The organism is Faecalispora sporosphaeroides DSM 1294 (assembly GCA_000383295.1).
Taxonomy (GTDB): domain Bacteria; phylum Bacillota; class Clostridia; order Oscillospirales; family Acutalibacteraceae; genus Faecalispora; species Faecalispora sporosphaeroides.
In genome coordinates this window covers 177,668-188,989 of the sequence record KB911071.1, presented here as the reverse complement: position 1 = coordinate 188,989, position 11,322 = coordinate 177,668, and the positions used below count along the sequence as shown (strand labels likewise).

16 protein-coding genes are annotated in these 11,322 nt (G+C 55.3%); 13 read left to right on the top strand and 3 right to left on the bottom strand.

Translation table 11 applies throughout. The features are described 5' to 3' along the window. Positions 1-15: 15 nt before the first annotated feature. The 3 genes from aroF to G340_RS0111825 all read right to left on the bottom strand — a co-directional run bounded on the left by aroF (position 16) and on the right by G340_RS0111825 (position 2,759). A complete protein-coding gene (gene aroF, locus G340_RS0111835; protein ID WP_020073861.1) occupies positions 16-1,032 on the bottom strand; it encodes a 3-deoxy-7-phosphoheptulonate synthase in 1,017 nt (338 codons plus the stop codon). 306 nt (positions 1,033-1,338) lie between these two features. Further along, positions 1,339-1,863 carry a shikimate kinase gene (locus tag G340_RS16740; protein ID WP_020073860.1) on the bottom strand — a complete coding sequence of 175 codons (525 nt, stop codon included), beginning with the start codon at positions 1,861-1,863 and terminating at the stop codon, positions 1,339-1,341. Positions 1,864-1,868: 5 nt separating this feature from the next. Further along, entirely contained in the window at positions 1,869-2,759 is an 891-nt protein-coding gene (locus G340_RS0111825; RefSeq protein WP_020073859.1) for a shikimate dehydrogenase family protein, read from the bottom strand. Between the two features lie 163 nt (positions 2,760-2,922). Here G340_RS0111825 and acpP point away from each other — a divergent pair, with 163 nt between their 5' ends. The 13 genes from acpP to rpsS all read left to right on the top strand — a co-directional run bounded on the left by acpP (position 2,923) and on the right by rpsS (position 11,304). Continuing rightward, positions 2,923-3,150 (top strand): acyl carrier protein, encoded by a 228-nt coding sequence (acpP, locus tag G340_RS0111820; RefSeq protein WP_009065587.1) that lies wholly within the window; start codon positions 2,923-2,925, stop codon positions 3,148-3,150. Positions 3,151-3,395: 245 nt separating this feature from the next. Next, positions 3,396-4,517: a sodium ion-translocating decarboxylase subunit beta gene (locus tag G340_RS0111815; protein WP_081626951.1), complete on the top strand. Its 1,122-nt coding sequence runs from the start codon at positions 3,396-3,398 to the stop codon at positions 4,515-4,517. A gap of 15 nt (positions 4,518-4,532) precedes the next feature. Next, positions 4,533-4,718 carry a hypothetical protein gene (locus tag G340_RS0111810; RefSeq protein ID WP_020073857.1) on the top strand — a complete coding sequence of 62 codons (186 nt, stop codon included), beginning with the start codon at positions 4,533-4,535 and terminating at the stop codon, positions 4,716-4,718. An 18-nt stretch (positions 4,719-4,736) separates the two neighbouring features. Continuing rightward, a complete protein-coding gene (gene proS / locus G340_RS0111805; RefSeq protein WP_020073856.1) occupies positions 4,737-6,173 on the top strand; it encodes a proline--tRNA ligase in 1,437 nt (478 codons plus the stop codon). A 126-nt stretch (positions 6,174-6,299) separates the two neighbouring features. After that, positions 6,300-6,593: a hypothetical protein gene (locus G340_RS0111800; RefSeq protein ID WP_020073855.1), complete on the top strand. Its 294-nt coding sequence runs from the start codon at positions 6,300-6,302 to the stop codon at positions 6,591-6,593. Further along, complete coding sequence (locus tag G340_RS0111795) at positions 6,590-6,895, top strand: hypothetical protein (protein ID WP_020073854.1); 306 nt, start codon at positions 6,590-6,592, stop codon at positions 6,893-6,895. The genes G340_RS0111800 and G340_RS0111795 overlap by 4 nt, the downstream gene beginning before the upstream one ends. Position 6,896: 1 nt before the next feature. Then, complete coding sequence (locus tag G340_RS0111790) at positions 6,897-7,742, top strand: polysaccharide deacetylase family protein (protein WP_020073853.1); 846 nt, start codon at positions 6,897-6,899, stop codon at positions 7,740-7,742. Positions 7,743-8,113: 371 nt separating this feature from the next. Continuing rightward, the gene (gene rpsJ / locus G340_RS0111785) at positions 8,114-8,425 is read left to right on the top strand and encodes a 30S ribosomal protein S10 (protein ID WP_009065628.1); all 312 of its coding nucleotides are present in this window, start codon (positions 8,114-8,116) and stop codon (positions 8,423-8,425) included. 70 nt (positions 8,426-8,495) lie between these two features. Next, positions 8,496-9,128 carry a 50S ribosomal protein L3 gene (gene rplC, locus G340_RS0111780; RefSeq protein WP_020073852.1) on the top strand — a complete coding sequence of 211 codons (633 nt, stop codon included), beginning with the start codon at positions 8,496-8,498 and terminating at the stop codon, positions 9,126-9,128. Between the two features lie 17 nt (positions 9,129-9,145). Beyond that, positions 9,146-9,769, top strand: coding sequence for a 50S ribosomal protein L4 (gene rplD, locus G340_RS0111775; RefSeq protein ID WP_020073851.1), 624 nt, complete (start codon positions 9,146-9,148; stop codon positions 9,767-9,769). Beyond that, positions 9,769-10,059 (top strand): 50S ribosomal protein L23, encoded by a 291-nt coding sequence (gene rplW, locus G340_RS0111770; RefSeq protein ID WP_020073850.1) that lies wholly within the window; start codon positions 9,769-9,771, stop codon positions 10,057-10,059. Before rplD ends, rplW begins: the two co-directional genes overlap by 1 nt. Before the next feature lie 114 nt (positions 10,060-10,173). Further along, positions 10,174-11,007: a 50S ribosomal protein L2 gene (gene rplB / locus G340_RS0111765; RefSeq protein WP_020073849.1), complete on the top strand. Its 834-nt coding sequence runs from the start codon at positions 10,174-10,176 to the stop codon at positions 11,005-11,007. A gap of 24 nt (positions 11,008-11,031) precedes the next feature. Beyond that, positions 11,032-11,304: a 30S ribosomal protein S19 gene (gene rpsS / locus G340_RS0111760; RefSeq protein ID WP_009065752.1), complete on the top strand. Its 273-nt coding sequence runs from the start codon at positions 11,032-11,034 to the stop codon at positions 11,302-11,304. Positions 11,305-11,322: the final 18 nt, after the last annotated feature.

Sequence of the window (11,322 nt, the reverse complement as noted above, 5' to 3'; positions counted from 1 at the left end):
CGGCCGTCTGCCGCATTATCTGGTTTTGCCGAAAACCTTGCCCACCTCGAACAGGCGGGAGGAGATCCTGTCGAACTGGTCGGGCGTCAAAGACTGCGCGCCGTCGGAGAGCGCGTGCGGCGGGTCGTTGTGCACCTCGATGATCAGGCCGTCGGCTCCGGCGGCCACAGCGGCCATGGCCAGCGGCTCCACCAGCCAGGCGATGCCGCCCGCGTGGCTGGGGTCTACAACGACCGGCAGGTGAGAGAGCTTCTTGAGCACCGGCACGGCGGAAATATCCAGCGTGTTGCGGGTGTAGGGCTCAAAGGTGCGAATGCCGCGCTCGCAGAGGATGACCTGCTCGTTGCCGCCCGCCATGATGTATTCTGCGCTCATCAGCAGCTCTTCAATCGTGCTGGAAAGGCCGCGCTTTAACAGGATGGGCTTTTTGATCTTGCCAAGCTCCTTGAGAAGCTCAAAGTTCTGCATGTTGCGCGCGCCCACCTGAATGATGTCGACGTCCTCGAACAGCTCAAGGTGCGAAACGCGCATGATCTCGGTGACGATCGGCAGGCCTGTCTTTTTCTTTGCCTCGCTCAAAAGCGCAAGCCCCTCGGCCTTCATGCCCTGAAAAGAGTACGGGGAGGTGCGGGGCTTGAACGCGCCGCCGCGCAGGAATTTGGCGCCCGCGGTCTTTACGCGCTCCGCGATGCCGCAGATTTGCTCCTCGCCCTCCACGGAGCAGGGGCCGGCCATCAGGGTGAGCGAGCCGTCGCCGATTTTCTGCCCGCCGGGGAGGGTGATCACCGTGTTGTCCGGATGAAACTTGCGGTTTGCCTTCTTGTACGGCTCCTGCACCCTCTTTACGCTTTCCACCAGATCCTGCGCGGCAATATAATCCATATCTACGCTGGAGGTATCGCCGATCAGGCCGAGAACGGTTCTCTGGGTGCCTACCCAGGTGTTCACCTGAAGGTCGTAATGGCTGGTGAGCCTCTCAATGAATTGTTCCAGCTGATCGTTTGTGCATTCCGGTTTTAATACGATGATCATAATAGTACCCTCCTGTATTGAATTTGGGTAAAAAAATAGGGACGAGGCTGCCAGGCAGCTTCGTCCCTTCTAATATTACCCTGCAAAATTAGCGGCGCTTGGTACGCCCTGCGCAAGAAGTAAATTCAGACCGACGGAAACAGTCACGGCAGTATTCGGAGCATGCGAAAAAATCCCACGCAAAATAAAAGCGGGGATAGCCAAAGCCTGTAAATCGCACACTGTTACGAATAACGTCCATGAGTAAAGATTCCTCCGGTTTTCGTTTTCAACTTGCGTTCATGATAAACAATCTCAAAAAGTTTGTCAAGTGTTTTTGCCGAAAAAAAGTTCAGCTTTTTGTAAAATTTGTTCCGAGACCGTGTCGGGGTCCTGGTTCGCGTCCACGCAGAGCTGCGCCGCGGCGCGGTATAAGGGCATTCTTTCGGCGTACAGCGCGCGCAGAAATTCCTGTCGGTCCGCCCGCTGCAGCAGCGGGCGGTCGCTCACGCCGGCAAGACGGCGCTCCAGTGTGTCGAGGGAGGCGTCCAGCAGCACGATCACGCCGTTTCGGCGCAGAATGTCCACGTTTTCTTCCCTTAAAACCGCGCCGCCGCCGGTGGCGATGACCAGACCTTTCTGTGAGCAAAGCTCCCGCGCGGCCTCGGTCTCCATCCGGCGAAAGGCCTGCTCGCCCTCGTCGGCAAAAATTTGAGAGATGGTTTTCCCCTGCCGCCGCTCAATGCATTGATCCAGATCAAAAAAGCGCCGCCCGCTTTTCTGCGCCAGCGCCTGCCCGACCGTCGTTTTGCCGCTGCCCATGAAGCCGCACAGAACAATGTTGTCGGCCATTTGCGTCACTCCTTTGCCCCGCCGAACATGCGGTTCATTTCCAGAATGGCGCTGCGGCCGATTTCAGCCACACGCTGCGGGTCAAACTCCGCGCCGTACCAAATGCGCTGCGCCGCGGCCGCCTGCCACACGAGCATATCCATGCCTCCCACGGCCACAGCTCCGGCGCGTCGGGCCGTTTGCAGAAACAGAGTGTCCTGCGGATTGTACACCGCGTCGAAAACGGCGGAAATGTTTTGGTATAATTCCGCGGGCAGCGGGGGAATAGTATGGGTGTTCGGGTGCATGCCCGCCGGCGTGCCGTTCACAGCCAGGTCATACGATTCGGCCGGGTCGAGCTCGTCGTAACGGCAGACCCGCACCAGAAAATCCTTCCGCTTTTCGCGCAGGCGCCCGGTCAGGGTGTCTGCCAGCTCGCGGGCGGAGGAAAGGCCGCTTTCCCGCACGCAGATTGTCAGGTCGGGGAAATAGGAGGCGTCGGCCAGCTCAAAAGCCATCACGCGCGCAACGCCGCCGCTGCCCAAAATCAGATTTTTCCCTCCCATGGGGATTCCCGCGGCGCGAAGCGATTTCTGAAAGCCCTCCCCGTCGGTGGTAAAGCCGCAAAGGCAGCCGTTCTCGTTCTTTACGGTATTCACCGAGGAAAACGCCGCCGCTTTTTCGTCGATTTTCCCCAGCAGGGCCATGACCGCCTGCTTGTGGGGGATCGTCACATTAAAGCCGTCCAGCCCGAGAAGGCGCTCCTTTTCTTCAGGCTGCGCAAGCTCCTCCGGGGAAACGGAGAGCACCGTGTAGTCCGCGTCGATCCCCGCCGTGCGGAACAGCTCGCCATGGATGAACGGCGACATGGTGTGGCCCACCGGAAACCCGATCAGGCCGAAATGACGTTTTTTCATTTGGAAACCCCTCTGAAAAGAAATAGTCAGGAAAGTTATAATTCCTATTGACAAAGAGAAAGATTGCTAATAATATGTGGGTAGGGAAATTGTAGCATACAATATTCTTGATTGCAAACCGAGCGCAATCATTTTTTACTTTATACGGTTAGGAGGAAAAAGGATGGTTTTTGAGAAGGTAAAGGCGATCCTCAGCGAGCAGTTTGATGTTGAGGAGGACTCCATTACTCTAGACACATCCGTGGTGGATGACCTGGGCGCGGATTCCCTGGATGTGGTCGACCTGCTGATGTCGATCGAAGATGAATTTGAAATCGAGATTCCCGATACGGAGATCGATAACATTAAAACAGTCGGGGAACTTGTAAAATACATTGAGGAGCATGTTTAAGACTGTATAAAATCAGCAAAAAAATGGTTAAAACTGCATAATCTACAAAAAATGAAAGCCGTTGTGCCCTGCACAGCGGTTTTTTTATGATTTTTTGGGCTTTTGACTTGAAAATCACAATGGAAGCCGATATAATGGATTGAGTTAGCATGGAAAATAAAATATTTTCAAAAGGAGAGTAAAAATCGTTGAGTGAATTCAGCTTTTTAGTTGACGGCGTGCAGACTATGGCCGCCAACCCGAAAATGCTGGTCATGTGGGTAGTTGGAGCGCTGCTCATCTGGCTTGCAATTGAAAAGGATTTTGAACCTGCACTGCTGCTCCCTATGGGCTTTGGTGCAATTCTCGTAAACCTGCCCCTCCCGGGCGTGCTCGGCAACATTGCTGTTGATGCCGCCGGCCACACCACTGTAGAGGGAGCGCCGGGTATTGTTACCTGGCTGTTCCAGACGGGCATCGAGACTTCTGAAGCGTTCCCGCTTCTGCTGTTCGTGGGTATCGGCGCGATGATCGATTTCGGGCCCCTGCTGTCAAACCCCCGGATGCTTCTGTTCGGCGGCGCGGCACAGTTCGGTATCTTCCTGACTGTTGTGCTGGCGGTTCTGCTCGGCTTCCCGCTCAAAGACGCCATGAGCATCGGCGTCATCGGCGCGGCCGACGGCCCGACCTCCATCCTCGTTTCTCAAACGCTGGGCAGCGCTTATATGGGTGCGATTGCCGTTGCAGCGTATTCGTACATGGCCTTGGTTCCTGTGATTCAGCCTCTGGCGATCAAGCTGGTAACAACCAAGAAAGAGCGCATGATCCGCATGCCCTACAACCCGAAGTCCGTTACCAAAACCACCAAGATTCTGTTCCCCATTGTGGTTACGCTGATCGCGGGCATGATCGCTCCCGACTCCGTAGCGCTGGTAGGCTTCTTGATGTTCGGTAACCTGATCCGTGAAAGCGGCCGCCTCGAGAGCCTGTCGCAGACAGCGCAGGGCCCGCTGGCCAACCTGATTACCATCTTCCTGGGCATCACCATCGCGTTCACCATGCAGGCAGACCGCTTCCTGAACATCGGTACGCTGATCGTTATGGCTCTCGGCCTGTTTGCGTTTATCTTTGACACCATCGGCGGCGTTGTGTTCGCGAAGATCCTGAACATCTTCCTGCCCCAGGGCAAAAAGATCAACCCCATGGTCGGCGGCGCCGGTATCTCCGCGTTCCCGATGTCCTCCCGCGTGATTCAGAAGATGGCGCTGAAAGAGGACAACCAGAACCACCTGCTGATGCACGCGGTTGGCGCAAACGTTGCCGGCCAGATCGGTTCCGTTGTAGCCGGCGGCATTATTCTGTCTCTGGCGAAAGTATTTTTGGCTTAAAGGAGGGCTTCTATTATGAATTTGACTACATTGGCAATTGCCTTTCAAAGCGTTATAGGCCCTGTGGAGTCTGACGCTATCGACCATTCCCTTGAGCTCATGGGCAAGGGAATGCTGGGTATTTTTATCGTAATGGTGCTGATCTATGCGCTGATCGTTGGCCTGGATAAGGTGACCGGCGGCAAAAAAGAAAAGCAGTAATTAAGGAGCAAGCAAATCATGGCCGGACAAAAAAAGCTGGTAGAAGCCATTACTCCCATGGAGGAAGACTTTGCCAGATGGTACACAGATATTGTGAAAAAAGCGGAGCTGATGGATTATTCCAGCGTGCGCGGCTGCATGGTGATTGAACCGTACGGCTGGGCCATTTGGGAGAACATCCGCGATCTTCTCGACAAACGCTTTAAGGAGCTGGGGCATCAGAACGTGGCGATGCCGCTGTTTATTCCCGAAAGCCTGCTGCAGAAGGAAAAGGATCACGTAGAGGGCTTCGCACCCGAGGTCGCGTGGGTTACCCACGGCGGTAACGAGGAGCTGCCCGAGCGCCTTTGCGTGCGCCCTACCTCCGAAACCCTGTTCTGTGATTATTACGCGCGCAAAATTCAATCCTGGCGCGATCTTCCAAAGCTCTACAACCAGTGGTGTTCTGTGGTGCGGTGGGAGAAAACCACCCGCCCGTTCCTTCGCTCGGTGGAGTTCCACTGGCAGGAGGGGCACACCATGCACGAAACGGCGGAAGAGGCCAAGGCCGAAACCGAGCAGATGCTGCGGGTGTACGCGGAGCTTTGCGAGAACGAGCTTTCGATTCCCGTGATCAAGGGGAGAAAGACCGACAAGGAAAAGTTTTCCGGCGCGGAAATGACTTATACCATTGAGGCCATGATGCACGACGGCAAGGCGCTGCAATCCGGTACCAGCCATTATTTCGGCGACGGATTCGCAAGGGCGTTTGACATCACGTTTCAGGGCAGGGATAATTCCGCCTGCCACCCCTACCAGACCTCCTGGGGGATGAGCACCCGCATTATCGGCGGAATCATTATGACCCACGGGGATAACGACGGCCTGGTTCTGCCCCCCGCAATCGCGCCGATTCAGGTTGTGATTGTGCCGGTGGCGCAGCATAAGGAAGGCGTTCTGGAAAAGGCGAGGGAGCTTGAGCAAAGGCTTAAAAAGGTCTGCCGTGTTCTGGTCGACGACAGTGATCAGTCGCCCGGCTGGAAGTTTGCTCAGTATGAAATGAAAGGGGTTCCGGTTCGTTTGGAGATCGGCCCCAAGGATATCGAGAAGGATCAATGCGTGCTGGTTCGCAGAACCGACCGAGAAAAGAGCTTTGTTTCTCTGGCCGGTCTCGAGCAGGCGGTGCTGGATCAGCTGGAAGCGGTTCGCAGGGGCATGTACGAAGCGGCGCTTGAGCGCCGCGAGAACATGACCTACGCCGTCAAAACATTGGATGAATTCCGCGAGGTGGCGGACCAGAAGCCCGGTTTTATCAAAGCGATGTGGTGCGGCAGTGCCGAGTGTGAGGAAAAACTGAAGGATTTGGCCGGAGTTTCCTCCCGCTGTATGCCTTTTGAGCAGGAACAGATTACGGAGACCTGTGTCTGCTGTGGGCAAAAAGCCAAAGCGATGGTTTACTGGGGCAAGGCCTACTGAGGCCATTTGCCGCCGCGGCGGACAAAACCAATGGGTAACGATGCGAAAAGGGGAAAGAGGATGCCAGCCATCCCTTTCCCTTTTTTCCATTAAACGGAGAATAAGGGGCAAAGAAAGGAGAAACCTATGAAAAAGCTTTGGGAAGTTCTGATAGCGTTAACGGCTGTATCAATGGCGGCTGCTGCGCTGGCTGGGTGGCGGCTCGGTCGCTGGGCCGGGCGCGACGCCTGTGCTGTTGGCGTAATTGGTGCGGCGGACGGCCCTACCTCGATCGTTGTGACTGACGGCAGAGGGCAGGGAGTGACAAGGGCTGTTTTTCGTCTGGTCTTTCTCTTTGCAAACGCCTTTTCTTCTCTGGGTGCCTGGCGGTGCGGGAGCAGCGGGAAAGAGCGATCTGCCGGAAAGGTGAGCCGGCCATGAAAAGATTGCTTGCGGTGTGTGCAACGGCGGCGCTGGTGGTTTCTTCTGCCGCGGCGGTGCGCGGGTGGGGCCAATATCGGCAATGCTTCCCGCGACCCGTACTGCTTGCCAAAGAAATCGATTCGCCGGAAGACCTCGATCTTCTGGATGGTCCGACTGCCATTTTGGCCAGTGAGCGTTCTCTGCGGGGGCCCGGGGGTCTGTTTTACAGGGCATCGTTGTTTTTCGCCAATCAAATGATTTCTGTCCGGGGAGCTGTGATCCGGCACAAACAAACTGCTTCTAAAAAAAGGGGGAGCTGAAATGAAACGACTGGTTGCGGCGTGTGTGGCGGCGCTGCTGTTCTTACTGCCGACAGGCTGCGCGGAGCGCGGCGGGCAAAGCGTGGCGCCTTCTTCCTCCGAGGAAGCTTCGGCGCCGGAATCCTCTCAGCCGGAGCTCTCGGCTCCCGAATCCTCCGAGCCGGAAAGCTCGGATCAGGTTTCAACCGCAGCGGTGCGCCGCGAGCTGTATCAATTTCAAAATAATGGGAAAAACTATACGGTAGCATATCCGGTGTTTCTTGGGATGAAGCACTCGGAGGCGCTTAACGCCGCTGTAAAGGAAGCGGCGCTGCGCGACGTGGAGGAAAACGGCTATGCCGAGGAGCGCGACGCTTCGGGCAAGCAGGTGATTCAGGTGACGATTCGCACGGATTACGAGCTGACGCGTCAGAGCGGCGATTTTGTCAGCGTTCTGTTTACCATTTCCTTCGGGCGTTCCGATGCAGCCCACCCGGGCAAACACACCAGAGCCGTCAATTTCGATTTGCGATCCGGCAAGGTGCTGGCCGCGTCCGACCTTCTCAAAGATGAGGAGGATCTGTATGAAGTGATCTGGGAAGCCGTGCGCGACAACGCCCCGGCAGAGATTGCAAACGCGCTCCCCTCCGAGATCATCGCGCAGAACAAGGCGGAAACCTCCGTGTATATGACGCCGGACGGAATCGGCTTTTCGCTGCCGGTGCCCTACGCGCTGGGCGATGTATACCAGATTGTGGTGCCGTATTTCGAGATGAAGCCTTATTTAAAGGTGGAGGCAAACCCGGAGGGGTACGCGCCGTATCAGCCCCCGGAAGACGATTTGGAGAACGCCGTGGTTTCCCACTGATTTTTGTGTGATCTCAACAAGAATTATTTTAATAATTCTTGCAGAAAAGAGAAAATAATTCTTGCGTTCCCATGAAGAATGTGGTATTATAATGAAGCGTGACTGCGACAGATATGCGATGAAGCGGGAGGTTGCGGCAGATTTGCCGGTTTTTCCGTGGAGTATGTCCGATTTTAAACCGGGCGACAGATATTTTGGGACAGAACAGAGCCATGAGTGCGCCGTTTTGCCCAGACGTTTTTTGTGCCTTTCCCGGATTAACTTCGTTTCCGAAGTCAATCCGGTTTTTAGTGTTCTAGGGAGAAACACCCGGAGCAGTGTTAGGTTTTAAAAACGCCGCCCGCCAACTATTTACAAGGAGGCGATTCAACGTGGCAGTCAAAGAAAAAATCAGGATCAGAATCAAGGGGTACGATCATCAGCTGGTGGATCAGTCCGCAGAGAAGATCGTGGCAACGGCAAAGCGTACAGGCGCCAGAGTTTCCGGCCCGGTTCCGCTGCCGACAGAGAAGCAGGTTGTCACCATCCTGCGCGCTGTTCACAAGTATAAAGACAGCCGTGAGCAGTTCGAGATGAGAACCCACAAAAGACTGATCGACATCCTCAGACCCTCTAACAAAACAGTAGAGGCGATGATGGGCCTGGAACTTCCCGCGGGCGTCGAGATTGAGATCAAACTCTGATCGACCAACCGAGCGGCTGGGGTCACGTTGGTGAAACACCAACCAATAACCTGCATAGGAGGTAAAAAACATGCAAAAGGCAATCATTGGCAAGAAGATCGGCATGACGCAGATCTTCGATGAAAAGGGGAACGTTGTCCCTGTCACTGTTGTGGAAGCCGGTCCCTGCGTTGTTTCGCAGAAGAAGACGGTTGAAAACGACGGTTATGCGGCAATTCAGGTCGGTTTCGGCGACAGAAAGCTGAACCGTTTGAACAAGCCCCTGAAGGGTCATTTCGCGAAAGCGGATGTAGCTCCCAAGAGAACTCTGAGAGAGTTCAGACTCTCCGACACAGACGCCTATAACGTAGGCGACCTGATCAAGGCCGATGTCTTTGAAAAAGGGGACAAGGTCGATGTTTCCGGCACCAGCAAAGGTAAGGGCTACGCCGGCGCGATCAAGCGCTGGAACTTCCAGAGACTGAAGGAATCCCACGGTACCGGCCCTGTTGCCAGACACCGCGGTTCTCTGGGCGCAAACTCCAGTCCTTCCAGAGTGTTCAAGGGCCTGAAGGCCGCCGGGCACATGGGTGCTGAAAAGGTTACCGTTCAGAATTTGACCGTTGTCAAGGTAGATGCTGAAAACAATTTGATCGCTATCAAAGGGGCTATCCCTGGTCCTAACGGCGGCGTTGTTGTCATCCGCGACAGCGTGAAGGCGTAAGGGAAGGAGGAATTAGAATGCCGAAAGTAGCAGTACTTGATATGGCTGGTAAGGAAGTTGGACAAATCGAGCTTTCTGAAGCCGTATTTGGAATTGAACCCAATGTCGCAGTAATGCATGAGCTGGTGAAAAACTATCTGGCAAATCAGCGGCAGGGCACACAGTCCGCGCTGACCCGCTCGGAGGTTGCCGGCGGCGGCAGAAAACCCTGGCGCCAGAAGGGTACCGGCCACGCAAGACAGGGCTCCATCCGCGCTCCCCAGTGGAGACACGGCGGCGTCGTGTTTGCCCCGAAGCCCCGCGACTACAGATATACCGTGAACAAGAAGGTTCGCCGTCTTGCCATGAAATCTGCTTTTTCCAGCAAGGTCATCGACAACGAGATCGTTGTTCTGGACCAGATTGCAATGGACGAATACAAAACAAAGGTGATCGTTTCCATGCTCAAGGCGCTCGGCGCTGAGAAGAAGGCCCTGATCGTTCTCCCTGAGGAGAATAAGAAGGTCATCGCTTCCGCCGCAAACCTGCAGGGCGTGAAAACCGCCACCGTGAACACTCTGAATGTCTATGACATCCTCAATGCCGACAAGTTCATCGTGCTCAGGGATGCCGTAGCCAAGATCGAGGAGGTGTATGCATAATGACTGCACATGAGATCGTCATCCGCCCGATCATTACGGAAAAGAGCATGGGCGCCATTGGCTTTAAAAAGTACACCTTCGAGGTTGCCCGCAATGCCACCAAGATTGATATTGCGCGCGCTGTCGAGGAGCTTTTTAAGGTGAAGGTCGCAAAGGTGAACACCCTGCATGTCCGCGGACATCTGCGCCGCCAGGGCAGAACCCAGGGCTATACCGCCGCGTGGAAAAAAGCGGTTGTCTCCCTCACTGAGGACAGCAAGCCGATCGAATTCTTCGAGGGTATGATGTAATATCGCGCGTCGATATTACAATGTGTATACAGAATCCTGCCGATCCTGAGGCAGGGGCAAAGTATGGGGATTTGGCTGATCCCCGCAAAGCCATAACAAGGAGTGTGAAACCGAATGCCTATTATCAATTATAAACCGACTACCGCGGGCCGCCGCAACATGTCGGTGACAGATTATTCTCAGCTTTCCAAAAAGGGCCCTGAGAAGAGCCTGCTGGAGCCGCTGAATAAAAAGTCCGGCCGCAACAGCTATGGCAGAATTACGGTTCGCCACCGCGGAGGCGGAAACCGCAAGAAGTACCGCGTGATCGATTTCAAGCGCCAGAGAGCAGACGCCCCGGCAAAGGTTCTTACCCTGGAGTATGATCCGAACCGCTCCGCTTTCATCGCGCTCGTTCAATATGAGGACGGCCAGAAGAGCTACATCATCGCTCCCCACGGCCTGAAGGTCGGTGACACGATCGTTTCCGGCGCCGCCGCCGACATCAAGCCCGGCAACGCGCTGCCTCTTTCCGCAATCCCGACCGGTACCTTCATCCACAACGTTGAGCTGTACCCCGGCAAGGGCGGCCAGCTGGCCCGTGCGGCCGGCAACCAGGCTCAGCTGATGGCGAAGGAAAACGGCATGGCGCTGCTGCGTTTGCCCTCCGGCGAGCTGCGCAACGTTTCTCAGCTGTGCATGGCCACCATCGGCCAGGTCAGCAACCTCGACCATGAGAACGTAAAGATCGGCAAGGCCGGTCGCAAGCGCCACATGGGCTGGCGTCCTACCGTTCGCGGATCTGTCATGAACCCGAACGATCACCCCCACGGCGGTGGTGAAGGTAAGTCTCCCGTCGGCCGCCCCGGCCCTGTAACCCCTTGGGGTAAACCCGCACTGGGCTACAAGACCCGTTCTAAGAAGAACCGCTCCGATAAGTTTATCGTGAAGCGCAGAAATAGTAAGTAAGGCGGACAGAAAGGAGCTTAACTGATGAGCAGAAGTGTGAAAAAGGGTCCTTATGTTCAGCCCGTTCTGCTGAAGAGGATTCAAGAGATGAACGCGGCCGGCGAAAAGAAAATCGTCAAGACCTGGAGCAGAGCTTCGATTATTTTCCCGGATTTCGTCGGTCATACGATTGCCGTCCACGACGGCCGCAAGCATGTTCCGGTTTATGTTACCGAAGATATGGTTGGGCACAAGCTCGGTGAGTTTGCCCCCACCAGAACCTTTAAAGGTCACGCCGGATCCAAAACTACCCGATAAAGGCCGAAAGGAGTGTAT

Excerpts from the sequence above, each read along its gene's own strand:
- aroF (WP_020073861.1), bottom strand. The coding sequence starts at position 1,032 with ATGATCATCGTATTAAAACCGGAATGCACAAACGATCAGCTGGAACAA.
- G340_RS16740 (WP_020073860.1), bottom strand. The coding sequence starts at position 1,863 with ATGGCCGACAACATTGTTCTGTGCGGCTTCATGGGCAGCGGCAAAACG.
- G340_RS0111825 (WP_020073859.1), bottom strand. The coding sequence starts at position 2,759 with ATGAAAAAACGTCATTTCGGCCTGATCGGGTTTCCGGTGGGCCACACC.
- acpP (WP_009065587.1), top strand. The coding sequence starts at position 2,923 with ATGGTTTTTGAGAAGGTAAAGGCGATCCTCAGCGAGCAGTTTGATGTT.
- G340_RS0111815 (WP_081626951.1), top strand. The coding sequence starts at position 3,396 with ATGCTGGTCATGTGGGTAGTTGGAGCGCTGCTCATCTGGCTTGCAATT.
- G340_RS0111810 (WP_020073857.1), top strand. The coding sequence starts at position 4,533 with ATGAATTTGACTACATTGGCAATTGCCTTTCAAAGCGTTATAGGCCCT.
- proS (WP_020073856.1), top strand. The coding sequence starts at position 4,737 with ATGGCCGGACAAAAAAAGCTGGTAGAAGCCATTACTCCCATGGAGGAA.
- G340_RS0111800 (WP_020073855.1), top strand. The coding sequence starts at position 6,300 with ATGAAAAAGCTTTGGGAAGTTCTGATAGCGTTAACGGCTGTATCAATG.
- G340_RS0111795 (WP_020073854.1), top strand. The coding sequence starts at position 6,590 with ATGAAAAGATTGCTTGCGGTGTGTGCAACGGCGGCGCTGGTGGTTTCT.
- G340_RS0111790 (WP_020073853.1), top strand. The coding sequence starts at position 6,897 with ATGAAACGACTGGTTGCGGCGTGTGTGGCGGCGCTGCTGTTCTTACTG.
- rplC (WP_020073852.1), top strand. The coding sequence starts at position 8,496 with ATGCAAAAGGCAATCATTGGCAAGAAGATCGGCATGACGCAGATCTTC.
- rplD (WP_020073851.1), top strand. The coding sequence starts at position 9,146 with ATGCCGAAAGTAGCAGTACTTGATATGGCTGGTAAGGAAGTTGGACAA.
- rplW (WP_020073850.1), top strand. The coding sequence starts at position 9,769 with ATGACTGCACATGAGATCGTCATCCGCCCGATCATTACGGAAAAGAGC.
- rplB (WP_020073849.1), top strand. The coding sequence starts at position 10,174 with ATGCCTATTATCAATTATAAACCGACTACCGCGGGCCGCCGCAACATG.
- rpsS (WP_009065752.1), top strand. The coding sequence starts at position 11,032 with ATGAGCAGAAGTGTGAAAAAGGGTCCTTATGTTCAGCCCGTTCTGCTG.